This window comes from Streptomyces sp. NPDC031340, from assembly GCF_055569945.1.
Window position 1 is genome coordinate 143,703 of the sequence record NZ_JBVIIE010000004.1, and the last position, 26,154, is coordinate 169,856.

Annotated in this window: 31 protein-coding genes and 1 pseudogene; 6 read left to right on the forward strand and 26 right to left on the reverse strand. The window is 73.1% G+C overall.

From position 1 onward, the window contains the following. From lgt to hisI, 11 genes are all read right to left on the reverse strand, one after another. Complete coding sequence (gene lgt / locus ACZ5GT_RS04280) at positions 1 to 1,062, reverse strand: prolipoprotein diacylglyceryl transferase (protein ID WP_469013968.1); 1,062 nt, start codon at positions 1,060 to 1,062, stop codon at positions 1 to 3. A 441-nt stretch (positions 1,063 to 1,503) separates the two neighbouring features. Then, positions 1,504 to 2,283, reverse strand: coding sequence for a DsbA family protein (locus ACZ5GT_RS04285; protein ID WP_469013970.1), 780 nt, complete (start codon positions 2,281 to 2,283; stop codon positions 1,504 to 1,506). A gap of 96 nt (positions 2,284 to 2,379) precedes the next feature. Further along, a complete protein-coding gene (trpA, locus tag ACZ5GT_RS04290) occupies positions 2,380 to 3,198 on the reverse strand; it encodes a tryptophan synthase subunit alpha (protein ID WP_469013972.1) in 819 nt (272 codons plus the stop codon). Next, positions 3,195 to 4,478, reverse strand: coding sequence for a tryptophan synthase subunit beta (trpB, locus tag ACZ5GT_RS04295; RefSeq protein WP_469013974.1), 1,284 nt, complete (start codon positions 4,476 to 4,478; stop codon positions 3,195 to 3,197). The genes trpA and trpB overlap by 4 nt, the downstream gene beginning before the upstream one ends. A 200-nt stretch (positions 4,479 to 4,678) precedes the next feature. Next, positions 4,679 to 4,843 (reverse strand): tryptophan biosynthesis modulator TrpM, encoded by a 165-nt coding sequence (gene trpM / locus ACZ5GT_RS04300; RefSeq protein WP_469013976.1) that lies wholly within the window; start codon positions 4,841 to 4,843, stop codon positions 4,679 to 4,681. Between the two features lie 22 nt (positions 4,844 to 4,865). After that, positions 4,866 to 5,675 carry an indole-3-glycerol phosphate synthase TrpC gene (gene trpC / locus ACZ5GT_RS04305; RefSeq protein ID WP_351885460.1) on the reverse strand — a complete coding sequence of 270 codons (810 nt, stop codon included), beginning with the start codon at positions 5,673 to 5,675 and terminating at the stop codon, positions 4,866 to 4,868. 144 nt (positions 5,676 to 5,819) lie between these two features. Beyond that, positions 5,820 to 6,266, reverse strand: coding sequence for a DUF2752 domain-containing protein (locus ACZ5GT_RS04310; RefSeq protein WP_469013981.1), 447 nt, complete (start codon positions 6,264 to 6,266; stop codon positions 5,820 to 5,822). Positions 6,267 to 6,465: 199 nt separating this feature from the next. After that, positions 6,466 to 6,723 carry an HGxxPAAW family protein gene (locus tag ACZ5GT_RS04315; protein ID WP_469013984.1) on the reverse strand — a complete coding sequence of 86 codons (258 nt, stop codon included), beginning with the start codon at positions 6,721 to 6,723 and terminating at the stop codon, positions 6,466 to 6,468. 139 nt (positions 6,724 to 6,862) lie between these two features. Continuing rightward, complete coding sequence (locus tag ACZ5GT_RS04320) at positions 6,863 to 7,504, reverse strand: TIGR02234 family membrane protein (RefSeq protein ID WP_469013986.1); 642 nt, start codon at positions 7,502 to 7,504, stop codon at positions 6,863 to 6,865. 52 nt (positions 7,505 to 7,556) lie between these two features. Beyond that, entirely contained in the window at positions 7,557 to 9,059 is a 1,503-nt protein-coding gene (locus ACZ5GT_RS04325; protein WP_469013989.1) for an anthranilate synthase component I, read from the reverse strand. 11 nt (positions 9,060 to 9,070) lie between these two features. Then, positions 9,071 to 9,472: a phosphoribosyl-AMP cyclohydrolase gene (gene hisI, locus ACZ5GT_RS04330; RefSeq protein WP_469014187.1), complete on the reverse strand. Its 402-nt coding sequence runs from the start codon at positions 9,470 to 9,472 to the stop codon at positions 9,071 to 9,073. A 111-nt stretch (positions 9,473 to 9,583) separates the two neighbouring features. Between hisI and ACZ5GT_RS04335 the strand changes: the two genes are divergently transcribed. Next, positions 9,584 to 10,219 (forward strand): TIGR03085 family metal-binding protein, encoded by a 636-nt coding sequence (locus ACZ5GT_RS04335; protein WP_469013991.1) that lies wholly within the window; start codon positions 9,584 to 9,586, stop codon positions 10,217 to 10,219. Between the two features lie 2 nt (positions 10,220 to 10,221). Here the strand turns inward: ACZ5GT_RS04335 and ACZ5GT_RS04340 are convergent. The 11 genes and pseudogenes from ACZ5GT_RS04340 to hisD form a co-directional block, all read right to left on the reverse strand. Then, a pseudogene (locus ACZ5GT_RS04340) lies at positions 10,222 to 10,794 on the reverse strand (MFS transporter); the annotation flags it as partial. Continuing rightward, positions 10,764 to 10,919, reverse strand: coding sequence for a hypothetical protein (locus ACZ5GT_RS04345; protein WP_469013993.1), 156 nt, complete (start codon positions 10,917 to 10,919; stop codon positions 10,764 to 10,766). The pseudogene ACZ5GT_RS04340 and the gene ACZ5GT_RS04345, both read right to left, overlap by 31 nt. A gap of 15 nt (positions 10,920 to 10,934) precedes the next feature. Continuing rightward, positions 10,935 to 11,522: an ArsR/SmtB family transcription factor gene (locus ACZ5GT_RS04350; protein WP_469013995.1), complete on the reverse strand. Its 588-nt coding sequence runs from the start codon at positions 11,520 to 11,522 to the stop codon at positions 10,935 to 10,937. Between the two features lie 98 nt (positions 11,523 to 11,620). Then, positions 11,621 to 12,376 (reverse strand): imidazole glycerol phosphate synthase subunit HisF, encoded by a 756-nt coding sequence (gene hisF / locus ACZ5GT_RS04355; protein WP_469013997.1) that lies wholly within the window; start codon positions 12,374 to 12,376, stop codon positions 11,621 to 11,623. Positions 12,377 to 12,407: 31 nt separating this feature from the next. Continuing rightward, on the reverse strand, positions 12,408 to 12,800 hold the full coding sequence (locus tag ACZ5GT_RS04360) for a RidA family protein (RefSeq protein WP_469013999.1): 393 nt from the start codon (positions 12,798 to 12,800) through the stop codon (positions 12,408 to 12,410). Continuing rightward, positions 12,797 to 13,522 (reverse strand): bifunctional 1-(5-phosphoribosyl)-5-((5-phosphoribosylamino)methylideneamino)imidazole-4-carboxamide isomerase/phosphoribosylanthranilate isomerase PriA, encoded by a 726-nt coding sequence (priA, locus tag ACZ5GT_RS04365; RefSeq protein ID WP_324783693.1) that lies wholly within the window; start codon positions 13,520 to 13,522, stop codon positions 12,797 to 12,799. Before priA ends, ACZ5GT_RS04360 begins: the two co-directional genes overlap by 4 nt. Positions 13,523 to 13,526: 4 nt before the next feature. After that, on the reverse strand, positions 13,527 to 14,180 hold the full coding sequence (gene hisH, locus ACZ5GT_RS04370; RefSeq protein ID WP_469014001.1) for an imidazole glycerol phosphate synthase subunit HisH: 654 nt from the start codon (positions 14,178 to 14,180) through the stop codon (positions 13,527 to 13,529). Next, entirely contained in the window at positions 14,177 to 14,341 is a 165-nt protein-coding gene (locus ACZ5GT_RS04375; protein ID WP_190188430.1) for a hypothetical protein, read from the reverse strand. Before ACZ5GT_RS04375 ends, hisH begins: the two co-directional genes overlap by 4 nt. A gap of 2 nt (positions 14,342 to 14,343) precedes the next feature. Further along, a complete protein-coding gene (gene hisB / locus ACZ5GT_RS04380) occupies positions 14,344 to 14,937 on the reverse strand; it encodes an imidazoleglycerol-phosphate dehydratase HisB (protein WP_015661105.1) in 594 nt (197 codons plus the stop codon). Beyond that, positions 14,934 to 16,043 carry a histidinol-phosphate transaminase gene (locus ACZ5GT_RS04385; protein ID WP_469014003.1) on the reverse strand — a complete coding sequence of 370 codons (1,110 nt, stop codon included), beginning with the start codon at positions 16,041 to 16,043 and terminating at the stop codon, positions 14,934 to 14,936. Before ACZ5GT_RS04385 ends, hisB begins: the two co-directional genes overlap by 4 nt. Then, on the reverse strand, positions 16,040 to 17,365 hold the full coding sequence (hisD, locus tag ACZ5GT_RS04390) for a histidinol dehydrogenase (RefSeq protein ID WP_469014004.1): 1,326 nt from the start codon (positions 17,363 to 17,365) through the stop codon (positions 16,040 to 16,042). The genes ACZ5GT_RS04385 and hisD overlap by 4 nt, the downstream gene beginning before the upstream one ends. A gap of 195 nt (positions 17,366 to 17,560) precedes the next feature. Between hisD and ACZ5GT_RS04395 the strand changes: the two genes are divergently transcribed. The 4 genes from ACZ5GT_RS04395 to ybaK all read left to right on the forward strand — a co-directional run bounded on the left by ACZ5GT_RS04395 (position 17,561) and on the right by ybaK (position 21,607). Beyond that, positions 17,561 to 19,138: an oxidoreductase gene (locus tag ACZ5GT_RS04395; RefSeq protein ID WP_469014006.1), complete on the forward strand. Its 1,578-nt coding sequence runs from the start codon at positions 17,561 to 17,563 to the stop codon at positions 19,136 to 19,138. 163 nt (positions 19,139 to 19,301) lie between these two features. Further along, on the forward strand, positions 19,302 to 20,330 hold the full coding sequence (locus ACZ5GT_RS04400) for a hypothetical protein (RefSeq protein ID WP_469014007.1): 1,029 nt from the start codon (positions 19,302 to 19,304) through the stop codon (positions 20,328 to 20,330). Between the two features lie 11 nt (positions 20,331 to 20,341). Next, positions 20,342 to 21,082: an LON peptidase substrate-binding domain-containing protein gene (locus ACZ5GT_RS04405; protein WP_469014009.1), complete on the forward strand. Its 741-nt coding sequence runs from the start codon at positions 20,342 to 20,344 to the stop codon at positions 21,080 to 21,082. An 18-nt stretch (positions 21,083 to 21,100) separates the two neighbouring features. After that, a complete protein-coding gene (gene ybaK, locus ACZ5GT_RS04410) occupies positions 21,101 to 21,607 on the forward strand; it encodes a Cys-tRNA(Pro) deacylase (protein ID WP_469014011.1) in 507 nt (168 codons plus the stop codon). A gap of 152 nt (positions 21,608 to 21,759) precedes the next feature. On the opposite strand, the gene ACZ5GT_RS04415 is transcribed toward ybaK, so the two are convergent. The 4 genes from ACZ5GT_RS04415 to ACZ5GT_RS04430 all read right to left on the reverse strand — a co-directional run bounded on the left by ACZ5GT_RS04415 (position 21,760) and on the right by ACZ5GT_RS04430 (position 25,758). Further along, entirely contained in the window at positions 21,760 to 22,449 is a 690-nt protein-coding gene (locus ACZ5GT_RS04415) for an AAA family ATPase (RefSeq protein ID WP_469014013.1), read from the reverse strand. A gap of 34 nt (positions 22,450 to 22,483) precedes the next feature. Further along, positions 22,484 to 23,305: an ABC transporter permease gene (locus ACZ5GT_RS04420; protein ID WP_469014015.1), complete on the reverse strand. Its 822-nt coding sequence runs from the start codon at positions 23,303 to 23,305 to the stop codon at positions 22,484 to 22,486. 61 nt (positions 23,306 to 23,366) lie between these two features. Next, entirely contained in the window at positions 23,367 to 24,341 is a 975-nt protein-coding gene (locus ACZ5GT_RS04425; RefSeq protein WP_469014016.1) for an ABC transporter ATP-binding protein, read from the reverse strand. Positions 24,342 to 24,546: 205 nt separating this feature from the next. Next, on the reverse strand, positions 24,547 to 25,758 hold the full coding sequence (locus tag ACZ5GT_RS04430) for an NYN domain-containing protein (protein WP_469014018.1): 1,212 nt from the start codon (positions 25,756 to 25,758) through the stop codon (positions 24,547 to 24,549). A 225-nt stretch (positions 25,759 to 25,983) separates the two neighbouring features. Here ACZ5GT_RS04430 and ACZ5GT_RS04435 point away from each other — a divergent pair, with 225 nt between their 5' ends. Next, positions 25,984 to 26,145, forward strand: a complete 162-nt coding sequence (locus ACZ5GT_RS04435) for a hypothetical protein (protein WP_469014021.1) — start codon at positions 25,984 to 25,986, stop codon at positions 26,143 to 26,145. The last annotated feature ends 9 nt before the right edge of the window (positions 26,146 to 26,154 follow it).

The window sequence follows — 26,154 nt, forward strand, 5'->3', positions numbered from 1 at the left end:
TCAGCCCTGCTTCGCCGACTCCGCCGCGTCCTTCGCCTCGTCCCCGGCACCGGAATCAGCATCGGAATCGGCACCGGAACCGGACGCCGACTCGGACTTACCCCCGGACTCGGACCTGGATTCGGACTCGGGCTCGGATCCCGCCTTGTCCGGCGTCCGGGCGGCCTCGGCCGCGCCCGGGACGTCGTCGATGTCGGCGGCGGCGTCGGCGTCACTCTTCGCGTCGGCCGCGGCGGCCTCCTCGGCAGCCCCCGGTTCCACGACCGCTTCCCGGCCGGGCCGCTTCTTCGCCGACACGACGATGTACGTCACCGCCAGCAGGAACACCACCAGCGCGGTCCAGTCGTTCAGCCGCAGGCCCAGGATGTGGTGGGCGTCGTCGACCCGCATGTACTCGATCCACGCCCGGCCCACGCAGTACGCGGCGACGTACAGGGCGAAGGCCCGCCCGTGCCCCAGCGTGAAGCGGCGGTCGGCCCAGATGACCAGCAGGGCGACGCCGACGCACCACAGGGACTCGTAGAGGAACGTCGGGTGGTAGTACCCGGGCACCCGGCCGTCCGCGGCCGACGTGATGTGCAACGCCCACGGAACGTCGGTCGCCTTGCCGTAGAGCTCCTGGTTGAACCAGTTGCCCCAGCGGCCGATCGCCTGCGCGAGCGCGATGCCGGGCGCGACGGCGTCGGCGTAGGCGGGCATCGGTACGCCCCGGCGGCGGGCGCCGATCCACGCGCCGAGCGCGCCGAGGGCGATCGCGCCCCAGATGCCGAGGCCGCCCTCCCAGACCTTGAAGGCGTTCACCCAGTCACGGCCGTCGCTGAAGTACAGCTCGTAGTCCGTGATCACGTGGTAGAGGCGGCCGCCGACCAGGCCGAACGGCACGGCCCAGACCGCGATGTCAGCCACCGTGCCGGCCCGCCCGCCGCGGGCGACCCAGCGCTTGTTGCCGAGCCAGACGGCGACGAAGACGCCGATGATGATGCAGAAGGCGTAGGCGCGCAGCGGAATGGGGCCGAGGTGCAGCACCCCGCGCGACGGGCTGGGAATGTAGGCAAGTTCCATGGCAGGGTCGACGCTACCGTGCCCGGCCGGGCACGCGGTGTGCGGCCCGGCTACGGGTCCATAACAGGGGGGTGAGAATCGCTCACCGTTCCTGAGCGGCGGGCAGGACTGGGTCTGCACGCTGGCACGCCCGGAACGGTCCTGGGCGTACTGGTCCCCGGCGTACTCAGCCCCGGAGCGGCGACACGCATCCTGTGCGTGGTCCGATCCCAGGAGGCCGGTTCCCTCACGACCTGGCCAGGTGGGTACGGCCAGAGGCGGCGGGGAGGCCCCGCACCATCTCTCCGGTGGAACGGGGGCCCGCACGCCGACACCGTACCCGGCGTGCCAGATCGCACGATCACGTTAGCCCGGTCGGCCCAGCGTGCCGCAAGTCCCGAAGCCGACCGTCACACGATCGAGCTAAACCGACCTCATACCCGCTCACCGCCGACCAGTTGCCTACCCCTTGGCGGCTGCCTCCTGCACCAGCTGCCTCAGTTTCGCGGGGGTCATCGTGCGGTCCTGGTAGATGTTCTTGCCGTTGAGCAGCACGGTCGGGGTGCCGCTGAAACCGCCGGAGCGGAAGGCCTGCTGGGACCTGGCGACCCAGCTGTTGTGCGTGCCGTCCTGGACGCAGCTGCGGAACGCCGCCGTGTCCAGGCCGCCGACCTTGCCCGCCAGCGCGATCAGCTTGGCGTCCTTCGCGTAGGCGTCGTCGGTCTCGGTCGGCTGGTTGTCGTAGAGCACGTCGTGGTAGGCGGGGAACTTCCCGGCGTCCTGGGCGCAGGCCGCCGCGTTGGCCGCGGTGCGCGAGCCGGTGCCACCGAGGTTGCCGTCGATGAGCGTGACCAGGTGATATTCGATCTTGAGCTTGCCGGCGGCGGTCAGTTCGTGGAGCGTCGAGCGGTAGGCCGACTCGAACGCCTTGCAGGCCGGGCAGCGGAAGTCCTCCCAGACCGTGAGCGTCGACGGGGCGCTCTCCTTGCCGACCGGGATCGCGAGGCCGTTCTTGCCCTGCGCTCCCGAGGGGGCCACGACCGGGCCCGCGGAGTCGCTGCCCTGTTCCTTTCCGGCGTTCGCGGCGATCACGCCGATCACCGCCGCGAGGCCCAGGACGCAGACGACGGCCGCGCCCACGATCAGCGCCCGCCTGCGCCTGTCCGCGGCCCTCTGCTTCTCGCGCTCGACCGCCAGTCGCTCGCGGGCGGTGCGTTTTCCCTCTCGGTTCTTCTCGCTCACACCCCCAGAACGAACCGGGGAGGCGCGAAGCGCCTCCCCGGTCCCAGCTCCACCCGTTCGAGTGACTCGCGCCACACGTACGGGAATGTCCCCCCGTTACGCCTGCCCGCGCACGCCCTTCGCCAGTTCCCCGGCGAGCGCGCGCACGGCCTCGAGGCCGGCCGCCTCGTCCGGCGCGTCCAGCAGCAGCTTCACGAACGCCGAGCCGACGATCACGCCGTCGGCGAAGCCGGCGACCTGCGCGGCCTGGCGGGCGTCGGAGACGCCGAGCCCGACGCAGACGGGCAGGCCGGTGCCGGTGGCCCGGGTCCGCTCCACCAGTTCCTGGGCCTGCGCGCCGACCGACTCGCGGGTGCCGGTGACGCCCATCAGCGAGGCGGCGTAGACGAAGCCGCTGCCCGCCGCGGTGATCCGCGCGAGCCGCTCGTCCTTGCTGCTGGGCGCCACGACGAAGACCGTCGCGAGCCCGTGCTTCTCGGCGTGCTCCCGCCACAGGGCGGACTCCTGCACCGGCAGGTCGGGCAGGATGCAGCCCGCGCCGCCGGCCTCCGCCAGTTCGGCGGTGAAGCGCTCGACGCCGTAGCGGTCGATGGGGTTCCAGTACGTCATCACGAGCACCGGCTTCCCGGTGGCCTCGTGGGCCTCCTTGACCGTCCGCATCACGTGCGCGATCTTGACGCCGCCGCGCAGGGCGACGTCGTCGGCGGTCTGGATGACGGGGCCGTCGAGGACGGGGTCGCTGTGCGGCAGTCCGACCTCGACGACGTCCGCACCGCCGTCCAGGACGGCCTTGATCGCCTCGATGCCGCCGTCCACGGTCGGGAACCCGGCCGGGAGATAGGCGATGAGCGCCGCGCGCCCCTCCGCCTTCGCGGCGGCGAGGGTGTCGGTCAGCAACTGGATCTTCCCGCTCACTTGGCGTCCCCCTCGATCTCCGCGGTGTCGGCCTCGTCGGCGGCGACCTCGGCGTCGGTGTCGTACAGGCCGAAGTACCTGGCGGCCGTGTCCATGTCCTTGTCGCCGCGGCCGGACAGGTTGACGACGATCAGCCCGTCCTTGCCCAGCTCCCTGCCGACCTCCAGGGCGCCGGCCAGCGCGTGGGCGCTCTCGATGGCCGGGATGATGCCCTCGGTGCGCGACAGCAGCCGCAGCGCCTGCATGGCCGCGTCGTCGGTGACCGCGCGGTACTCGCCGCGGCCGGTTTCCTTCAGGTAGGCGTGCTCGGGCCCGATGCCGGGGTAGTCCAGGCCGGCCGAGATCGAGTACGGCTCGGTGATCTGGCCCTCCTCGTCCTGGAGAACGTAGGACCGGGAGCCGTGCAGGATGCCGGGCTCGCCCGCGGTGAGGGTGGCCGCGTGCTCGCCGGTCTCGACGCCGTGTCCGGCGGGCTCGCAGCCGACGAGGCGGACGCCCTCGTCCGGGATGAAGGCGTGGAAGAGGCCGATGGCGTTGGAGCCGCCGCCGACGCAGGCGACGGCGGCGTCGGGCAGGCGCCCGGCGCGCTCCAGCAGCTGGCGGCGGGCCTCGACGCCGATGACGCGGTGGAAGTCGCGGACCATGGCCGGGAAGGGGTGCGGGCCGGCGACGGTGCCGAAGAGGTAGTGGGTGCGGTCGACGTTGGCGACCCAGTCGCGGAACGCCTCGTTGATGGCGTCCTTCAGGGTGCGGCTGCCGGACTTCACGGCGACGACCTCGGCGCCGAGCATGCGCATGCGGGCCACGTTGAGGGCCTGGCGGCGGGTGTCGATCTCGCCCATGTAGATGGTGCACTCGAGGCCGAACAGGGCGCAGGCGGTGGCGGTGGCGACGCCGTGCTGCCCGGCGCCGGTCTCGGCGATGACGCGGGTCTTGCCCATGCGCTTGGTGAGCAGGGCCTGCCCGAGCACATTGTTGATCTTGTGGGAGCCGGTGTGGTTGAGGTCTTCCCGCTTCAGGAAGACCCGGGCCCCGCCGGCGTGCTCGGCGAACCGGGGCACCTCGGTCAGCGCGCTGGGCCGGCCGGTGTAGTTGACGAGGAGGTCGTCGAGCTCGCGCGCGAACTCGGGGTCGGACTTGGCCTTGTCGTACTCGACGGCGACCTCGTCCACGGCGGCGACGAGCGCCTCCGGGATGAACTTGCCGCCGAACGCGCCGAAGTAGCCGTCGGCGCTGGGGACCCGCCCCTCGGGGTCGGGAACGAAGAACTCGCTGGGCATGCGGAAACCTCACGGTGAGTGTGTGAAAAGACACGGATCGCCGTGGGGGCGGGGATCGTCAGCCGACCGCCGGCCGGTGGTACTCGGTCAGGCGGTTCCCCGCGCCCCCAGCCCTGTCGTTCGGATCATCCCGGCGTCGGGTCGGCCGCAGCGCACCGCGCCTTACAGCCGGCCTGATCCGCACAACAGGGCCCGGAGGCCTACCGCCATCGACGCCCGTTCACCTGCCCGGGCTCGTCCCCGATGACGTACCTGACCCTGCGGCCGTGCACCCTGCGCGCGGGCGCGCGGCAGCCACGCGGGCGGCAGCCGCGCGCGAGGCGGGCGTGCCGGTCCGTGGTGGTCGGGGTGATCGCGGGGGTCATCGGGGTCCAGCCTACCGGGAGGTCAGCCCCGGCCGTGCCGCAGCGCGGGGTGCGTGCCGGCCGCCACCAGGTCGGAGACCGCCGCCCTGGGGTCGCGTCCGGTGACGAGGGACTCGCCGACCAGGACGGCGTCCGCCCCGGCGTTGGCGTACGCGATGAGGTCGTGCGGTCCGCGCACCCCGGACTCGGCGATCTTGACGATGCCGTCGGGGATCTCGGGCGCGACGCGCTCGAAAGTCCCCCGGTCGACCTCCAGGGTCTTCAGGTTGCGCGCGTTGACGCCGATCACCCGCGCGCCGGCGTCCACCGCGCGGTCGACCTCGTCCTCGTCGTGCACCTCGACCAGCGGGGTCAGGCCGATGGACACGGCGCGCTCGATCAGCGACTCCAGCGCCGGCTGGTCCAGGGCGGCCACGATCAGCAGCGCGAGGTCGGCCCCGTAGGCCCGGGCCTCCCACAGCTGGTACGACGTGACGATGAAGTCCTTGCGCAGCACCGGGATGTCCACGCGCGCGCGGACCGCCTCCAGGTCGGCCAGCGAGCCGCCGAAGCGGCGCTGCTCGGTGAGGACGGAGATGACGGCCGCGCCGCCCGCCTCGTAGTCGGCGGCGAGTCCGGCCGGGTCGGCGATCGCGGCCAGCGCGCCCTTGGACGGGCTGGAGCGCTTGACCTCGCAGATCACCTTGACGCCGTCGCCCTTGAGCGCGGCGATGCCGTCCTTGGCCGAGGGCGCCTTCGCCGCGCGCTCCTTGAGCTCGTCGAGGCTGACGCGCGCCTGCCGCTCCGCGAGGTCGGCACGGACTCCGTCGATGATCTCGTCGAGCACACTCACGCGAGCGGCCCCCTTCCAGACGGTTGACTGTTCAAGCGGTGACCTGCGGGGGAAACCGATGGCCACTGCGATGGTATCCGGAGCCGGGCGTTGCCCCCGCATCCGGTCGACCCCGGTCCCAATACCTGGACGTTCCCAAGTTGATCAAGGGTGCAGCCAGCCACCGAACGGCAGGTTCCGGACAACGGTGAACACCACCAGCAACACGCCCGCCGTCCACAGGTGCACCGGTCGGGGCTCGATCCGCAGCGGCCGTCCGCGCGCGGCCCGGACCACCCATACGGTCCACAGCACGGCGAAGCCCAGATAGCCGACGACGGCCGGCGCGTTGTCCCTCAGCGCCGCCGCGAAGTCGCCGTGGACGAAGGCGTGCGCGCTGCGCAGGCCCCCGCAGCCCGGGCAGTAGAGACCGGTGAAGGTCAGCAGGGGGCAGGCGGGGTAGTGGCCGGGTTCGTTCGGGTCCACCGCGCCCACGTAGGCGAAGGCCGCGGCGACGGCCGCGAGGACCCCGGCGGGCACGGCCGTCCGCGCCGCCGCGGTCCGGGTGCGCGGGTGCGTCGCGCTGGGACGGTCGGCGTTCACACCGTGCATTGTGCCCCGTACGGGCGGCACGCGCGCGGGATCCGTGCCCAGCCGGCACGCGCGCGTGAACCATCGCGCGTGGCGGCCGTACGGGCCGGCCGCACCACGCGTGAGGGGCGGTCGCGGTACGCGCCGTACCGTCACCGCCCCTCACGCGTGGTGCCGCGCATCGCCGCCGTGGCCGGACCCGGTGGCCCGGCGGGCGGGCTCAGCCCTGGACGTCGGCCGGCTTGCGCCCCGCCTCCACCCGCGCCTGGAACGCCTCGTGCGCGTCCTTGGGCTGCCCCATGCCCATCATCCTCATGATGCCGCCCACGACGCCGCCACCGAGCACGAGGGCCATGCCGACCCAGAAGCCCACGGGCTGGGCCGCCACCATGAAGGTGCCCGCGACGCAGAAACCGATGAAGGAGATGATGACACCGGTCCAGGCGGCCGGGGTGTGACCGTGGCTGCTGCCCGCCATGACTTGCTCCTCGTTGCTGTGAATGTGTCTGAGCCGGACGCTCGATGACATTGTCCCGCACCCGGGCACGCGCGGGACTCCGGGGGCCCCTGGTGCGCCCGCGCCCCATCGGACCCGTGAGGGGGCCGCGGTGGGTTCCTCAGGCGCCGGTCGGGTCCTCGCCGCGGTCGAGGGCCTTCCACAGGTCCTCGGGGCGGTCGGGGTCGACGGCCGGGGCCGTGCGGCGGGACCTGGGGGCACCGCCGCGCTCGTAGCGGCCGGACATCGCGGGCCACAGCCGGCCGTAGCGCAGGGCGAGCAGGCCGGCCAGCAGGATCAGCGCGCCGCCGACGGCCGCGACGTACGGCCAGGCGGTGTGGCTGAGGCCGGCCACGGTGGCCGAGGTGTCTCCCGCGGCCTGCGCCGCCTTGTCGTCCAGCGCGGAGCCGTCGGAGGCGCCGAGCAGGGCCGCGGCGATCGTGCCGGCCCCGGAGAGCGCGAGCAGCGCGGCGACCAGCAGGCGCCCGGACCTGCGGACGGCGAAGACGGCGACGAGCGCGGCCAGGCCCACTATGGCGAGGGCCGCGGGGACGCCGGTGACGTCGCTGCCCCTGGCGGTCAGCGGGAAGGAGCCGCCGGCAACCGTCGCGGTCCCCTCCGACCAGCGCTGTCGGGTGGACAGCAGGGCCACGGCGGCGCCGAGGGCGCCGCACAGCAGGGCCAGCGCGAGACTCAGGCGGCCGGCCCTGGCGGGGCCTGCGGCTTCGGAACGGGGGTGAGGTACGGCAGTCACGTCCTCCACTATCGCCTGTCCGCCGCCCGGCGCGTCAACCGGGGCCGCCGGGCGCCGGACGTCAGTCGGTGGCGGTGGCCGTGCCCGGCCGGCCGAGCCGGTTCGCGGTGTGCACCGCGCGCAGGACGGCGGCCGCCTTGTTGCGGCACTCGTCGTCCTCCGCGACCGGGTCGGAGTCGGCGACGATGCCGGCTCCGGCCTGGACGTACGCCGTGCCGCCGCGCAGCAGGGCGGTGCGGATGGCGATGGCGGTGTCGGAGTCGCCGGCGAAGTCCAGGTAGCCGACGCAGCCGCCGTACAGCCCGCGCCGGGACGGCTCGAGCTCGTCGATGATCTGCATGGCGCGCGGCTTGGGCGCGCCGGACAGGGTGCCCGCCGGGAAGCACGCGGTCAGCACGTCGAAGGCGGTGCGGCCGGCGGCGACCCGGCCGGTGACCGTGGAGACGATGTGCATCACGTGCGAGTACCGCTCGATGGACATGAAGTCGACGACCTCGACCGAGCCCGGTTCGCAGACGCGGCCCAGGTCGTTGCGTCCGAGGTCGACGAGCATCAGGTGCTCGGCGCGCTCCTTGGGGTCGGCGAGCAGCTCCTCGGCGAGGGTCTGGTCCTCCTGCGGGGTCGCCCCCCGGGGCCGGGTGCCGGCGATGGGGTGCACCATCGCCTGCCCGGCCTCGACCTTGACCAGGGCCTCCGGGGAGGAGCCGACGACGTCGAAGCCCTCGAAGCGGAACAGGTACATGTAGGGCGAGGGGTTGGTCGCCCGCAGCACCCGGTACACGTCCAGCGCGCTCGCCGCGCACGGCGTCTCGAAGCGCTGCGAGGGGACGACCTGGAAGGCCTCGCCCGCGCGGATGCGCTCCTTGATGTCCTCGACCGCCTCCCGGAAGTCGGGGCCGCCCCACAGCGCGGTGTAGTCGGGGAGTTCGGAGGGCGGCAGGACGGCCGGGGGCTGGGCGACCGGCCGGGAGAGGTCGGCCTCCATGGCGTCCAGGCGGGCGACCGCGTCCGCGTACGCCTCGTCGACGCCGGTGTCGAGGTCGTTGTGGTTGATCGCGTTGGCGATCAGCAGGACCGAGCCCTCCCAGTGGTCCATGACCGCGAGGTCGCTGGTGAGCAGCATGGTCAGCTCGGGCAGCTTCAGGTCGTCCCGCTCGCCGGGGCCGATCTTCTCCAGGCGGCGCACGATGTCGTAGCCGAGGTAGCCGACCATGCCGCCGGTGAAGGGCGGCAGTCCGTCCTGGCGGGGGGTGTGCAGGGCCTCGATGGTGGCGCGCAGGGCGGCCAGCGGGTCGCCGTCGGCCGGGACGCCGACGGGCGGGGTGCCGAGCCAGTGGGCCCGCCCGTCCCGCTCGGTGAGGGTGGCGGCCGAGCGGACGCCCACGAAGGAGTACCGGGACCAGGAACGGCCGTTCTCGGCGGACTCCAGCAGGAAGGTGCCGGGGCGCTCGGCGGCGAGCTTGCGGTAGAGCGCGACCGGGGTGTCGCCGTCGGCGAGGAGCTTGCGGGTGACCGGGATGACACGGCGGTCGGTGGCCAGCTTGCGGAACGTCTCGAGGTCCATGGCGGCCGACCCTACTGATCCGCGCCCGGCACGCCGGGAGCGGCGTCCTTCAGCAGCACGTCGGCGTCGAAGCAGGTGCGGTCGCCGGTGTGGCAGGCGGCGCCGACCTGGTCGACCCGGACCAGCACGGTGTCCGCGTCGCAGTCCAGCGCGACCGACTTCACCCATTGGAAGTGGCCGGAGGTGTCGCCCTTGACCCAGTACTCCTGGCGGCTGCGCGACCAGTAGGTGCAGCGGCCGGTGGTCAGGGTGCGGTGGAGCGCCTCGTCGTCCATCCAGCCGAGCATCAGCACCTCTCCGGTGTCGTACTGCTGGGCGATGGCGGGCAGGAGGCCGTCGGCGCTGCGCCTGAGGCGCGCGGCGATCTCCGGGTCGAGGTTGCTGGACGGGAGCTGGCTGGTCATGAGGCCCATTGTGCCGCGCGGGACGGACAGGGCCCGGACTTTGTCCACGTGATGGGCAGCGCGGCGCAAACGGACGTTCCCGATGGGTGGTGGCCGGGCCCGCGGTCGTAGGCTGACTGCATGTCGACCTTTGCCAAGCGTGAACGGCTTCTGCTCGCCGACCTCTTGGAGACCGCGGGTCCGGAGGCTCCGACCCTCTGCGAGGGGTGGCTGACCCGTGATCTGGCGGCCCATGTGGTGGTGCGCGAGCGCCGGCCCGACGCCGCCGGCGGCGTCCTCGTCAAACCGCTCGCGCCACGGCTGGAACGGGTGATGGCGGAGTACGCCGCCAAGCCGTACGAGGAGCTGATCCAGCTCATCCGGACCGGCCCGCCGCGTTTCTCGCCCTTCTCGCTCAAGCAGGTCGAGGAGATGGCGAACACCGTCGAGTTCTACGTGCACACCGAGGACGTCCGCCGTGCCCAGCCGGACTGGACGCCGCGCGAGCTCGACTCCGTCTTCCAGGACGCCCTGTGGTCCCGTCTGGAGCGCTCCGCCCGCCTGCTGGGCCGCGGCGTCCCGACCGGTCTGGTGCTGCGCCGCCCGAACGGCCAGACGACGGTCGCGCACCGGGGCACGCCGGTGGTGACGGTGACCGGCGAGCCGTCCGAGCTGCTGCTGTTCTCCTACGGCCGGCAGAGCGTCGCCAAGGTCGAGGTGGAGGGCGACCAGGACGCGATCGCCAAGCTCGGCGCCTCCAAGGAGCTGGGTATCTGAGGTCAGCGGGGCAGTTCGGCGCGGCGCAGTCCAGGCACGCACAGGGCGACGACCCCGCCGAGTCCGCACACGGCCGCGCTGACGACGAAGACCGGACCGGTGCCCCAGGCGCCGATCGCGGCCGCCGACAGCGGCATGCTGAGCGGGGCGAGCCCGAGGCTGGCCAGGCCGGCGACGGCGGTGACCCGGCCCAGGTAGGCAGGCTCGGCCAGGGTCTGCAGCAACGCCGCGCACATGGCGCCGCTGAGACCGGCGAGCAGCCCGATGAACAGCGCCGTCGTGACGGCCGCGGCGAGAGCGGGCACGTAGGCCAGGGCGCCGATGGCGACGGAACCGGCGAGGATCGAGTACGCCGCGACCAGCCCGGCGCGCGGCAGCCGCCCGCGTACCGTCAGCAGCAGCGAGGCGGCCCCCGCCCCGGCGCCGAACCCGGCGAGCACGCCGCCCATGCCGGAGGCGCCCCAGCCGCGTTCGTCGGCCAGCAGGGCCAGTCCGACGTTGAGCGGTCCGACGAAGCCGAGGTCGCCGAGGGCGATGGCCACCATCAGCGGGGCGAGCACGCGGTGGCGGCGGATAGGTAGTACACGTTGTCGCCGAGCATCGAACAGGTGTATGCGGCGAGCCAGCGCAGCACGTTCCCGTCGCGGTGAGCGGGCCGGTCCTCCCGGACGGCGGACGGTGCGGTGAGTGCGGCGGGCACGGGTGAGGTGTCCTCTCAGACGCGGAACGGGAAGCCGTACACGTGCAGCGCGACGTTCTCGCGCCCCGCGGTGTCGCCTGCGGCGTCGGCGGCCCGCCCCTTCTCCTCGTACTTCTTCGCCAGCGCCTCCAGCTCCCGGCGCAGCTCGTCCAGCTCAGCGGCGGTCAGCCGCAGCAGCGCCTCGCTGTCCGGGGCGGCCGCGTTCCACTCGGCGCTCCAGGTGGGGCGCTCGTCGAGGTAGCGGCGGTACATGTCGGCGCGCTGCTCGTGGAAGAGCCGGGTGGCCGCCAGGTGCGCTGCCGCCCGCTCGGGCGCGTCGCGGAAGTCCCGGTCGCGGATGCTCACCCCGTCCGACGCGGGCTGCCACCAGCGTTCTCGCCCGTCGTCGCTGCCCGGCTCGGCCTCTTCGATCAGCCCGTGCTCGCCGAGCTTGCGCAGGTGGTAACTGACCAGTGAAACGGCCTCGTCGACCTGTTCGGCGAGCTGCGACGCGGTCGCTGTCCGGGCAACGCACAGCAGGCGGTACAACCGCATCCGCAACGGGTGCGCCAGCGCCTTGAGGGTTCCGAGGTCCGTGATGGGGCGGTTCTCACTGCGTGCCACGACCTCACGCTAGATACGAAAGAAGAGTTGCGCAACAGTCGTTGCGCAACTCTTCTTTCGTATCTCCGTCGGCGCCCGTGAAGCGGACCCCGCGCTGCTCAGCGCACGGGGTGTCCCGCTTCTCGCAGGGTCTGCTTGACCTCGCCGATGCGCAGGTCGCCGAAGTGGAAGACGGACGCGGCGAGGACGGCGTCGGCGCCCGCGGCGATGGCCGGCGGGAAGTCGGCCAGCTTGCCGGCGCCGCCCGAGGCGATCAGCGGGACGGTGACGTGCTTGCGGACCGCGGCGATCATCTCCAGGTCGTAGCCGTCCCTGGTGCCGTCCGCGTCCATCGAGTTCAGCAGGATCTCGCCCGCGCCCAGTTCGGCCGCCCGGTGCGCCCACTCCACGGCGTCGATGCCGGTGCCCCGGCGGCCGCCGTGGGTCGTCACCTCGAAGCCGCCCGACGGGGTCCGGCGGGCGTCGACCGACAGCACCAGGACCTGCCGGCCGAACCGCTCGGCGATCTCGCGGATGAGGTCGGGGCGGGCGATGGCCGCGGTGTTGACGCCGACCTTGTCCGCGCCCGCCCGCAGCAGCTTGTCCACGTCGTCGGCCGTCCGCACGCCGCCGCCGACCGTCAGCGGGATGAACACCTGCTCGGCGGTGCGGCGCACCACGTCGTACGTGGTCTCGCGGTTGCCCGAGGACGCGGTGATGTCCAGGAACGTCAGCTCGTCGGCGCCCTCGGCGTCGTACACCTTGGCCATCTCGACGGGGTCGCCCGCGTCGCGCAGGTTCTGGAAGTTGACGCCCTTGACGACCCGGCCGCCGTCCACGTCCAGGCAGGGGATGACTCGGACCGCCAGGGTCATGAATCCACGGCTCCTTACAAGAAAGACAGCTTCAGCCTCGGAAGGCTTCCAGTTCCACCGACACCAGCACGCGCGGGTCGACGAAGCCCTCCACCACCAGGAGGGTGGTGGCCGGGCGGACGCTGTCGAACAGCTCCTTGTGCGCCCGGCCCGCCTCGTCGACGTCCCGTGAATGCGCCAGGTACACGCGCGTGCGGATCACGGACTCGATGCCGAGCCCGAACTCGCCGATCGCCTCGACCGCGCTGGTGAAGGCCACCTTGGCCTGCTCGTACGGGTCGCCCTCCCCGTACAGCACGTCGCCCTTGAAGGACGTCGTGCCCGCCACCACCACCCGGTCTCCCGCCGCGACGGCGCGCGCGAAACCGAAGGACTCCTCCCAGGGACTTCCGCTCTGCACACGCCGCACGGCTTCCGACGTCATGACGAGACAACCTCCAGGGCCTCTTCCAGGGTGAACGCCTTCGCGTACAGGGCCTTCCCGACGATGGCCCCCTCGACACCGAGCGGCACGAGGCCGGCGATGGCCCGCAGGTCGTCCAGCGAGGAGACCCCGCCGGAGGCGACCACCGGGCGGTCGGTGGCCGCGCAGACGTTGCGCAGCAGTTCCAGGTTGGGGCCCTGGAGGGTGCCGTCCTTGGCGATGTCCGTGACGACGTACCGGGCGCATCCCTCCTTGTCGAGCCGCGCCAGCGTCTCGTACAGGTCGCCGCCGTCGCGGGTCCAGCCGCGGCCGCGGAGCGTGGTGCCCCGTACGTCCAGACCGACGGCGATCTTGTCGCCGTGCTCGGCGATGACCCCGGCGACCCACTCGGGGGTCTCCAGCGCGGCCGTGCCCAGGTTGACCCGGGTGCAGCCGGTGGCGAGGGCCGCGGCGAGGGTGTCGTCGTCGCGGATGCCGCCGGACAGCTCCACCTTGATGTCCATCGCCCCGGCGACCTCCGCGATCAGGGCGCGGTTGTCGCCGGTGCCGAACGCGGCGTCCAGGTCGACCAGGTGCAGCCACTCGGCGCCCGACCGCTGCCAGGCGAGGGCCGCCTCCAGCGGGGAGCCGTACGAGGTCTCCGTGCCGGACTCGCCGTGCACCAGGCGGACGGCCTGGCCGTCACGGACGTCGACGGCGGGGAGGAGTTCGAGCTTGGCCATGTCTCTACAGGGTTCCGATCCAGTTGGTGAGCAGCTGCGCTCCGGCGTCGCCGGACTTCTCGGGGTGGAACTGGGTGGCCCACAGGGCGCCGTTCTCCACGGCCGCCACGAAGGGCTCGCCGTGCGTCGACCAGGTGACCTTGGGGGCGTGCATGGTGGGGTTGTGCGTCTCCAGCGACCAGTCGTGGACGGCGTAGGAGTGCACGAAGTAGAAGCGCGCGTCCGCCTCCAGGCCCGCGAACAACTCCGAGCCGGCCGGCGCGTCGACGGTGTTCCAGCCCATGTGGGGCACGATCTCGGCCTGCAGCGGTTCGACCGAGCCGGGCCACTCGTCGAGGCCCTCGGTCTCCACGCCGTGCTCGATGCCGCGCGCGAAGAGGATCTGCATGCCGACGCAGATGCCCATGACCGGGCGTCCGCCGGCCAGCCGGCGGTCGATGATCCAGTCGCCGCGGGCGTCCTTCAGGCCCCGCATGCAGGCGGCGAAAGCGCCGACGCCGGGCACCAGCAGGCCGTCCGCGTTCATGGCCTGGTCGAAGTCGCGGGTGATCTCGACGTCCGCGCCCGCGCGCGCGAGGGCGCGCTCGGCGGAGCGGACGTTGCCGAAGCCGTAGTCGAAGACGACGACCTTCTTCGCCTTCGTCGGTGACGTGCTCAATTCCACACCTCCAGCCGCAGGATTCCGGCGGCCAGGCACATGGCGGCGCCGATGGAGAGCAGCACGATCAGGCTCTTGGGCATCTGCTGCTTGACGAAGGAGATGATGCCGCCGATCAGGAACAGGCCGACGACGATCAGTACGGTGGACAGACCGTTCACGGCTACAGCGCGCCCTTCGTGGACGGCAGGATGCCCGCCGCGCGCGGGTCGCGCTCGGAGGCGTACCTGAGGGCCCGCGCCAGCGCCTTGAACTGGCACTCCACGATGTGGTGGGCGTTGCGCCCGTAGGGCACGTGCACGTGCAGCGCGATCTGCGCCTGGGCGACGAAGGACTCCAGGATGTGCCGGGTCATCGTGGTGTCGTACTCGCCGATCATCGGCGCCATGTTCTCGGGCTCGGTGTGCACCAGGTAGGGGCGGCCGGAGAGGTCGACGGTGACCTGGGCGAGGGACTCGTCCAGGGGGACGGTGCAGTTGCCGAAGCGGTAGATGCCGACCTTGTCGCCGAGCGCCTGCTTGAAGGCGGCGCCCAGGGCGAGGGCGGTGTCCTCGATGGTGTGGTGCGAGTCGATGTGCAGGTCGCCCTCGGTCTTCACGGTGAGGTCGAACAGGCCGTGCCGGCCGAGCTGGTCGAGCATGTGGTCGTAGAAGCCGACGCCGGTCGACACGTCGACCTTGCCGCTGCCGTCGAGGTCGATCTCGACGAGCACCGACGTCTCCTTGGTGACCCTCTCCACGCGTCCCACGCGGTTCATGCGCTCTGCTCCTTCTTCATGTCACGTACCGCGTCGAGGAACGCGTCGTTCTCCTGCGGGGTGCCGGCGGTGACCCGCAGCCATCCCGGTACGCCGTTGTCCCGGACCAGGACGCCCCGGTCTAGGATCCGCTGCCAGGCGGCGTGGGAGTCCTCGAACCGCCCGAACTGCACGAAGTTCGCGTCGGACTCGGTGACGTCGAAGCCGAGCGCGCGCAGCTCGGCGACCAGCCGGTCGCGTTCCGTCTTCAGCTGCTCGACGTAGCCCAGCAGGGTGTCGGTGTGCTCCAGCGCGGCGAGCGCGGTCGCCTGGGTGACGGCGGAGAGGTGGTAGGGCAGCCGGACGAGCTGGACGGCGTCCACGACGGCCGGGTGCGCGGCGAGGTAGCCCAGGCGCAGTCCGGCCGCGCCGAACGCCTTCGACATCGTCCGGGAGATCACCAGGTTCGGCCGGCCGTCGAGCAGCGGCAGCAGCGACGCGTGGTGGCTGAACTCGACGTACGCCTCGTCCACGATCACCATCGACGGCTTCGCCGCCTGCGCCGCGTCGTACAGCGCGACGACCGTCTCGGGCGCGACCGCGTTGCCGGTGGGGTTGTTGGGCGTGGTGACGAAGACGACGTCGGGCGCGTGCTCGGCGATCCACCGCTCGGCGGCGGGCAGGTCGACGGTGAAGTCCTCGTTGCGCGGACCGGAGACCCATCCGGTGCCGGTACCGCGCGCGATGAGGCTGTGCATCGAGTACGACGGCTCGAAGCCGATCGCGGTGCGGCCCGGCCCGCCGAAGGTCTGCAGCAGCTGCTGGATGACCTCGTTGGAGCCGTTGGCGGCCCAGACGTTGGCGAGGCCGACCTCGTAGCCGGTCGTGTCGGTGAGGTACTTGGCGAGCTGCGTGCGCAGCTCGACGGCGTCGCGGTCCGGGTAGCGGTTGAGGTCGCGGGCCGCGTCGCGCACCCGCTCGGCGATCCGCTCGACCAGCGGCTCGGGCAGCGGGTAGGGGTTCTCGTTGGTGTTCAGCCGTACGGGCACGTCCAACTGGGGCGCGCCGTAGGGGGACTTGCCGCGCAGTTCGTCCCGTACGGGCAGGTCGTCGATGCTGAGGCTCACTTGCTCGCCGGTACCTTCCATCCGAACCGCGCCTTGATCGCCGCGCCGTGCGCGGGCAGGTCCTCCGCCTCCGCCAGGGTCACCACGTGGTGCGCGACCTCGGCCAGCGCGTCCTTGGTGTAGTCCACGATGTGGATGCCGCGCAGGAAGGACTGCACGGACAGGCCCGAGGAGTGGCAGGCGCAGCCGCCCGTGGGCAGGACGTGGTTGGAGCCGGCCGCGTAGTCGCCCAGCGACACCGGCGCCCAGGGGCCGACGAAGATCGCGCCGGCGTTCTTCACCCGGCCGGCGACCTCGGCGGCGTTCTCGGTCTGGATCTCCAGGTGCTCGGCGCCGTAGGCGTCGACGACCTTGAGGCCCTCCTCTACGCCGTCGACCAGCACGATCGCGGACTGCCGGCCGGCCAGGGCCGGGCGGATCCGGTCCTCGATGTGCTTGGTGGCCGCCACCTGCGGTCCGAGTTCCTTCTCCACCGCCTCGGCGAGGTCCACGGAGTCGGTGACGAGGACGGCGGCGGCCAGCGGGTCGTGCTCGGCCTGGCTGATCAGGTCGGAGGCGACGTGCACCGGGTCGGCGGTGGAGTCCGCGAGGATCGCGATCTCGGTGGGACCGGCCTCGGCGTCGATGCCGATCTTGCCGGTGAAGTACCGCTTGGCGGCGGCGACCCAGATGTTGCCGGGGCCGGTGACCATGTTGGCGGGCGGGCAGGACTCGGTGCCGTAGGCGAACATCGCGACGGCGGTGGCGCCGCCGGCCGCGTAGACCTCGTCGACGCCGAGCAGCGCGCACGCGGCGAGGATCGTGGGGTGCGGCAGTCCGCCGAAGTCGGCCTGGGCCGGGGAGGCGAGCGCGATCGACTCGACGCCGGCCTCCTGCGCGGGCACCACGTTCATGATCACGGAGGAGGGGTAGACCGACCGGCCGCCGGGCGCGTACAGGCCGACCCGCTCGACCGGCACCCATTTCTCGGTGACCGTGCCGCCCGGCACGACCTGGGTGGTGTGGGTGGTGCGGCGCTGGGCGCGGTGGACGAGCCGGGTGCGCCGCACGGACTCCTCCAGGGCCGCGCGCACGGCCGGGTCGAGTTCCTCCAGGGCGCGGGTGAGGGCCTCGGCGGGGACCCGGAGCCGGTCGAGCTTGACGCCGTCGAACTTCTCGGCGAAGTCGATCAGCGCCGCGTCGCCCCGATGATGCACGGCCTCGCAGATCGGACGCACCTTCTCCAGGGCGGCCTGAACGTCGAAGTCGGCTCGGGGCAGCAGGTCGCGCAGGGCGGGGCCCTCGGGAAGGGCGTCGCCGCGCAGATCGATTCGGCAGATCACGGGGTCAATTCTCGCAGACCCGCGTCGGGCGCCGTCCGCGCGTATCAATGGCTGATACGGACGCTGCTACAGACCGTGGCGGATCTCCGGCATTCTTCCTCACTTTGAGTGTTCGGACGGTCACAGAACGGGCATCACGGAGACAAGAACAGATGTGCGGTGTCCATGGAGCGTAACGAGGGAGATGTATCTGACGTGACCGAAGGGGCCGGTGTGCGCGCCGGGGAATTACCGGGCGGTCTGAGCGCCGCGGAGGCCGGCATGTGGCAGGCCTTCCGCAACGGCAGCACGTACGACCTCAGCAGCGGGGACGCGGTCGTCGACGACCCGCACGGCGGACATCCGTGGGGGCCCGAGCGGACCGTGCGGGCGCGCGTCGTGTGCTGGCTGCTGCTGGACGGCCCGCCCGCGCTGGCCGGCCGGGTGTCCTCGCTGAAGCTGTCCGGGGTGCAGATCAGCGGCACCCTGGACCTCGCGGGCGGCATAGTGGTGCCGTACGTGGAGTTGCGCGGCTGCCGTTTCGAGCGGGACGTCCTGCTGCCGGAGGCCCGCTTCACGACCGTGCGGCTGATCGACTGCTCCGTGCCCCGCCTGGAGGCCGCCCGGGTGCACACGGAGGGTGACCTGCACCTGCCGAGGTGCCGGTTCCGCGGCGGGGTGCGGCTCACCGACGCCCGGATCGGCACGGACCTGATGCTCAACCAGGCCGTCGTGCACCGCGACCGCAGCGGCCGCTCGATCGCCGGCGACGGGCTGTCGGTGGGCCAGGACCTGCAGGCGGAGCTGCTGGAGTCGCATGGCGAGCTGAGCCTGCGCAGCGCGAAGATCGGCGTGTCGCTGAGCCTGCGCGGCGCCAGGCTGGCCAACACCACCGCGCGGCTCGCGCTGAACGCCCCGCAGCTGACCGTGGAGCGCACGCTGTACCTGACCCCGGCGGGCGTCGGCAGCCCGCTGCTGAGCGGCACGACCCCGGAGCGCGGCACCCGGATCCAGCGGTTCGAGTGCCTGGGCGGGGTGCGGCTGGACGACGGGCGGTTCGGCGACGCGGTCGACTTCGAGCAGGCCCGGTTCGTCTTCACCGACGACCAGGAGCTCTCGCTGCGCCGGGTGCAGACGCCCGAGCTGCGCTTCCTCGGGGAGAGACCGTCGCGCGGCAAGGTCGTGCTGTCCGGCGCGCGGGTGGTCAACCTGGTCGACCGGGCGAGCGCGTGGCCGGGCCCGGGCAACCTGCACATGGGCGGTTTCACGTACGAGAACCTGGTGCCCAGGGGCCCGTTCCCGCTGGCCGAGCGGCTGGACTGGGTGGCCGCGGCGACCGCCGAGTACAACCCGGAACCCTACGAGCGGCTGGCCTCCGTGCTGCGGGCCGGCGGCGAGGACGAGGACGCCCGCGAGGTGCTGCTGGCCAAGCAGCGCCGGCGCCGCGAGACCCTGCCGCCCGCGGCCAAGCTGTGGGGCTACGCGCAGGACTGGACGGTGGCCTACGGCTACCGCCCCGGCCGGGCCGCGGTGTGGATGGCGGTGCTGTGGGCTGCGGGCTCCCTGGCCTTCGCGCACGCGAGCCATCCGCCGGCCGAGGGCGGCGGGGCCCCGGTCTGGAACCCCGCGCTGTTCGCCCTGGACCTGCTGCTCCCGGTCGTGGACCTCGGCCAGGCCGGCTTCTGGCGGTTGCGCGGCGGCTGGCAGTGGCTGGCCGCGGCGATGATCCTGCTGGGCTGGGTGCTGGCGACGACGGTGGCGGCGGGGACGACCCGGCTGCTGCGGCGGAACTGAGGACACGCCCGGACAGCGGAGCCGGGGACGGGCCCGCACAGGTGGCGAACAGGCACCGGAGAGGCACCCAACAGCCACCCTTTACCTTCCCTTGACCTCCCTGTGTACAACCTTCCGCGACTTGCCGATGCCCTCTGGCGCGAGGCTGACCTGCGGTCTTTCAATGGTCGGCACCATGGCTCCGCTCCCCCCGTTCATCCGCCCGGGCCGGATGCACCGGACCCCCCGCCCCACCACCGCGGTGCCGGCCGACGACGAGGTGCTGCTCGACGTGCCGGACGACCGGCTGGCGCCCGCGCTGGTCGCGGCCGCGCGCGGTGAGCACGGTCCCGCCTCGGCGCTGCTCGCCGCTACCCGCGCGGACGCCGAGTGGGAGAGCCGCGACCGGTACGCGAGACGGCTCGCGGCCTTCGCGCGATCCCGCGGCGAGTGGCTGGCGGGCTGGCGCGCCGCCGCCCCGGAGGACCCGGACGCGCTGCTCGTCGAGGCCCAGCTGGCGGTGGACCGCGCCTGGGACTCCCCGGCGCGCGCGGAGCTGCTGCGCGAGGTGAGCCCGCTGATCACGGCCGCCGCGCGCGGCGACGACCGCGACCCGGTGCCGTGGCGGATCGCGCTGGACCACGCGCGCGGCGCGCGGGCCGGGCACAAGTACTTCGAGGAGCTGTGGGAGGCCGCGGTCCGCCGCGCCCCGCTCCACTACGGCTGCCATGTGGCGGCCCTGTGCTACCTCGCCGACTCCTGGCGCGGCTCCCACCGGGAGTGCTTCGACTTCGCCGACCTGGCCGCCCAGGACGCCCCCGCGGACTCCCTCGTCCAGGCGCTGCCCGCGCGGGCGGCCCTGTGGTACCTGGCCGACGGCTCGGGCCCCGGAGTGGCGCGGGAGCGGCTGGACGCGGCGGCCGACCGTGCGATCGCGCTGTCCGCCCGTTTCCCGGCCGCCGACCCCTGGCCGGCCGAGGTCCGTAACAAACTGATGTACGTCCTGCTCCGGCTGGAGCGCTGGGAGGACGCCCGCGCCCAGCTCGGCCTGATCGGCCCGTACGCCACGTCCTACCCCTGGGACCGGGTCTCGGACGACCCCCTGGCCGCCTTCCTGAGGGCGCGCGACGAGATCCACTCGGCGGGTCCCGCAGAGCCGTCCGGGTATCCACTCGGTGGGCGTGCCGGACGCGCACGCCCCCGCGGCCATTAGGCTTCTGCGCCGTGACCACCGTCCGGCTTCCGCTCTTCCCCCTGAACTCGGTGCTGTTCCCGGGGCTGGTGCTGCCTCTCAACGTCTTCGAGGAGCGCTACCGCGCCATGATGCGCGAACTGCTGAAGACGCCCGAGGAGGAACCACGCCGGTTCGCCGTCGTGGCGATCCGCGACGGCCACGAGGTGGCCGTCAGCGCGCCCGGCATGCCGGACCCCACCGCGCTGCCGGAGCGGGGCCCGGCGGCGGGCTTCGGCCCCGACCCGGCGAAGTCGTTCCACCGGATCGGCTGTGTGGCGGACGCGGCCACCGTCCGCGAGCGCGCCGACGGCACCTTCGAGGTGCTGGCGACGGGCACCACCCGGGTGCGCCTGCTGTCGGTCGACGCGTCGGGTCCGTTCCTGACGGCGGAGCTGGAGACGCTGGAGGAGCAGCCGGGCGACGAGGCCGGGGCGCTGGCGGAGGGCGTGCTGCGCGCCTTCCGGCAGTACCAGAAGCGCCTGGCGGGCGCCCGGGAACGGTCGCTGGCCACGGGGGCGGAGCTGCCGGACGAGCCGTCCGTGGTGTCGTACCTGGTGGCGGCCGCGATGATGCTGGACACGCCGACCAAGCAGCGTCTGCTGCAGGCTCCGGACACCGCGTCCCGGCTGCGTGACGAGCTGAGACTGCTTCGCTCCGAGACGGCGATCCTCCGTAGTCTGCCGTCACTGCCCGCGTCGGACCTCACCCGTGGTCCGACCAGCCTCAACTGACGACCCTGAAGGCCCGGGATGGCGAAGAAGTCGAAGAAGCAGCAACAACAGTCCGGGGGCACGCCGGCGACGGTGGCCCTCGCCGCCGCCGGGGTGCCGTACACGGTCCACTCCTACGACCACGACCCCGCCCACCCCTCCTACGGGCAGGAGGCGGCGGAGGCGATGGGCGTGTCGCCGGAGCGGGTGTTCAAGACGCTGGTGGCGGACGTGGACGGCCGGCTGACGGTGGCGGTCGTCCCGGTCGCGGGCCAGCTGGACCTCAAGGCACTCGCCTCCGCGGCCGGCGGCAAGCGCGCGGCGATGGCGGACCCGGCCCTCGCCGAACGCACCACGGGTTACGTCCGCGGCGGCATCTCCCCGCTGGGCCAGCGCAAGAAGCTGCCCACGGTCCTGGACGCCTCGGCGAGCGGCCACGCCACGATCTGTGTGTCGGCGGGCCGCCGCGGCCTGGAGATCGAGCTGTCCCCGGCGGACCTGGCCGAGCTCACGGAAGCGGTCGTGGCGCCGATCGGGCGCGCGTGACCCCTCGACGCGCCCTTCGACGCGCCCTTCGACGCGAGAAGGTCCCCGGCCGAGTGCCGAGGACCTGTCGAAGGGGTCGTAAGGGGTCGTACTGAGGCCGGTGGCGCCCCGCCGGGGGCCGCGCCGCGCCCGCGGGCGCCGGCCCGCCCGACTCACGCCAGCGGGGCCCCGTAGGGATCCTTCGGGACGGGGCCCTGCTCGTACGGCTCGGGGTCCCGCGGCCCGAACAGCGCGGTCAGCCCGAGGTGCACCAGCAGCGCCCCCAGCGACCACGCCAGCAGCGCACCCTTCGCCCCCAGCTTCAGCGGCGCCGAGAACCTGACTCCCTCGCCGACCTGCTTGGCGTGGGCGATCACGTCCTGGGCGGGACCGAGCCAGACACCGAGCCGCCAGGCCAGCAGGGACCCGAGCAGTCCGCCGACCGCGAGCCCCACGGTGAGCGGCGCTCCGCCGCGCCTGCGCGCCAGGAACACCACGGCGGCGCTCACCGCGCCGAACGCCAGCGCGAGCAGGGTGAACGTTCCGTCGACGCCGATCGCCTGCTCCCCCTCGCTGTCGGCGAGGTAGACGACCCAGCTCTTGTCGACGGCGTCCCCGACCAGCGGCACATGCGGCGCCAGCCACCACCACAGCAGGCCCAGCGGCACCCCGCCGAGCGCCACCGCCACCGCCACGACGGCGGCCTCCCGCACTTCGGTCTTCATTCCGGGGCCGTCCTGTCCGTACGTGCCGTACCCGGCGGCCTCGGGCACCGAAGCCGTGTGTCCGGGAGGCGAGGCCTGCCATGCGTCGTGCGGGGAATGATCATGCGGCGGCGGAGGAGGAGTCAACGGTGCGGTCACCCTGCCATCGTGCCAGGCGTGCGTGGACGGCGCGTCACCGGACGGCCGCCCTGCGGTACGCCCAGGTCGCCACGGCCAGCGACAGGACGCCGACCACCCCGCAGACGGCGAGGTCGCCGAGGACGAACGTCCAGTCGGGATGCGCCCCGAAGGTCCGGGCGAGGGCCTCCACCCCGTACGTCGACGGCAGCAGGTCGCGGGCGAGCCGTACCACCTCCGGCATCCGGTCGGCCGGCAGCACCCCGAGCAGCAGCGCCGCGGACATGCCCAACTGGCCGAGCAGTGTCGCCAGTTCCGGCCGCGGCGCGAGCAGCCCCAGCGCGGCGCCCAGCCCGGCCAGCGCCGCCCCGGCCAGCGGGATCACGGCGGCGAGCACCCACAGGTGGGTCAGCGGCAGGCCGAACAGCACGCACCCGAACACGGCGGTCACCACGGTCCCCGGCACGGTGAACGACGCGTACGCCCCCGCCGCCCCCAGCACCACCGACGCGGGCGGCACCGGCAGCGTGGCGTAGTGGTCGAGCCCGCCGCCGGCCCTCAGCTGCCCGAAGTACTGCGCGAGCAGGTTCAGCGCGACGAACGCCACGACGAGCACCGACGACCCGGCCACCACCGACCTGGCCTCACCACCGCCGCTCACCACCCCCCGCATCAGGACCATGATCCCGACCGACTGGAAGGTCGCCACGAACAGCAGCGGGATCCGCGCGACCCGCGCACGCGAGAGCTGCGCCCGGTACACGGCCACGAGGGACGGCCACAGCCGCGCCCGCGGTCCCAGCTCGGCCGGGCCGCGGGCGGACTCCTGCTCGCCCGCGGCCGCGCCCGGCGCGACATCGGCGGGTACGACACTCACGTCGTGCTGCTCCTCTTCGCTCCGGCGGCCCTGTTGCGTACGGATGCGGCGGTCCATGTGCTCATACCTTCACCAGTCCCTGCCGCGCGGCGCCGCCCAGCGCCAGGTACACGTCCTCCAGGCTGGGGGTGGCCAGCGTGAAGTCGTCCAGCGCGGCGAAGGCGGCCCCGCCGGTGACGGTGGCGACGGCCGCGCGGGCCTCCTCGGGCGCCAGCCGCAGGGTCCAGCGGCGGCCGGACTCGGCGGCCCGCTCCCTGAGCGCGGCCACCTCGGGCACGTGCAGCGGGGCCTTCTCGCGCCACACCAGGTCGACGCGGACCTCCCCGGCGACCTGCTCCTTGAGCCCGCCGGGGGTGTCGCAGGCGATCACGCGTCCCCGGTCGAGGACGGCGACCCGGTCGAGGACGGTCTCGGCCTCGATGACGTTGTGGGTGACGAGCAGCACGGTCGCCCCGTGCTCGGCCCGCCGCCGGTCCACGGCGGACCACACGGCCCGCCGCGCCACCGGGTCCATCCCGGTGGTCGGCTCGTCCAGCACGAGCAGCGGCCGCCGGCCGACCAGCGCGGCGGCGAAGCACGCCAGCCGCCGCTGCCCGCCGGAGAGCTTCTTCAGCGGCCGCCCGGCGATGGGCGCGAGGCCCAGCTCGTCCAGGACGGCGTCCCGCTCGGCCCGCGCCTGCCGCGCCGGAAGCCCGCGCAGCCGCCCGGTCGTCTCGGCGGCCAGCGCCACGGTCAGCTCGTCGAGGGCGGTCGACTCCTGCCCGAGGTAGGCGAGGATGCGAGCCGCCCGCTCCGGGTGCCGCACGATGTCGTGGCCGAGGAGCTCGACGCTCCCCGCGTCGGGACGCATCAGCCCGGTCAGCTGCCGCACCAGGGTGGACTTGCCGGCGCCGTTCGGCCCGAGCAGCCCGAAGATCTCACCGCGCCGGACGTCCAGCCGCACGTCGTCGACGGCCCGCACCGCGGGCGTCCCGGGAGCGCCCCGCCGTCCGCGCACCGCCGGATAGGTCTTGGTCAGTCCGCGCACCGCGCACACGACATCGCCACCCTGCCGAAGTGCCTGTGCCGCGCGCGTACTCACAATGGACGAGGGTACGTGGTCCGCACGCCCCGACAGGTCTCGGGGCGGTCGACAACAGCGAATGCGCCGGTAAAGAACCACTGGTGAAGAGCCACTGATGAACGACCGCCGGTGAACAACTGCCGATGACCGACCACCGGTAAGAACCACCGGTGGAGGACTACTCGGCCGCCGGTGCGCGCTCCGTGCCGGTCCGGGCGTCGAGCTCCCGCCAGAAGCCGGCCCGGATGGCGTAACGGTCGTGCTCGTCGATCTGGTCGTCCTTGTGGGCGAGCAGTCCGAACCGCGCCGCGTACCGCAGCAGCTCCCCGTCGATCCGGTGCGGGATGCGCGGGTACATGCCGGACAGCCGCTGCAGATGGCCCTGGTCCCCCAGCCGCCCGATCCACCGCCGCGCGAACACCTGTCCGACCTCGAACGGATCGCCGCCGACCGTGGTGATGTCCTCCTCCCGGTCGGCCCACCGCTGCTCCGCCGTGGTCAGCTGCGCCAGCGTCGGCATGGAGGCGGCCTCCGGCGGCTCGGCGGCCGGCCGGTCCACCCATCCCCGGTCGGAGGACCAGCGCAGCGTCGCGCTCGCGGGCTGCGGGGCGGGCTGGACGCCGGGGGCGCGCAGCGCCGCCAGGTCCTTGGGGGTCGGCACGCCCTTGGGCGCGGACGCCCGCTCCTGCGTGCCGTTCCGGGAGGCGGCGGCCGCCGGGGGGTGCTCGCCCGCCTCGGCGGGCCGCTCGGCGGCCGCGAGCGCGGACTCCGGCAGCGGCGCGGAGAGGATCGCGGCGATCTCCGGCCGCGGCGCGGGCGGCGGCGCGCAGACCCCGCCGACCTCCTTGGCCCGTACCGCCTTGGTGATCCAGGCGCGGTCCAGGACGCGCCGCTCGTCGGCCTCGGCGACCAGGTCCTCGGACTGGTTGTAGTCGCCGTCGGCGGCCTGCACGGCCCACAGGTGCACGGCGACCCCGTGCTCCTTGGCGGCCATCATGCCCGGCAGCAGGTCGCCGTCGCCGGTGACGAGGACGATGTCGGAACAGGCGCGGTTGCGGGCCAGCTCGGTCAGCTCGGCGTGCATGGCGGCGTCGACGCCCTTCTGGGCCCAGCGTCCGTCGCTGCGGGTCAGCGCGCCGAGCCGGACGGTGACCCGGGGCATCACGCGCAGTCTGCGGTGCTCGGGCTGCGGGACGCGGTCGGGGGCGCCGTCGAACCAGTAGATGCGCAGCAGCGGCCGTTCCGTCTCGGACTCGGCGCGCTCGCGCAGCCCCTGGATGAGCGCGGTGTGGTCGACGGTGATCCGCGACCGGGAGGGCTCCCCGGCGAGGAGACTGGCGGCGGCCCCCAGCAGATACCCGGCGTCCACCAGGACGATGCAGCGGTCCACGCGATCCACCCTCTTTCCGGGAGGTTTGCTTGCGGCTTGCTTCGAGTCTGCCCGACAGCACGGGGGTAAACGGCCGGAACTCGATCTTCGGCGTGGCGTTTCGGAGCCGCGCGCTCCCATGACCCCTGTCACGCACGGTAATTGTCCGACATGCACACCTTGTAAGCCTATGTGAATCTGATCCCGTCCCTGGCCCCCAGATGCCCCACAAGGAGGCAGATTTCCATGGCCAAGAACAAGAACCGCAAGCAGGGCGGGAACCAGATGCGCAGCCGGCGGCAGGCTCCTGAGCACGCGGAGCAGCAGGCCGCGGTGGCCACCGAGGCGTCCAGCCCCGCCGACGTCGTCGAGCACGGCCGCAAGCCGAAGAAGCTCGGCCACAACTAGCCGGGCCCG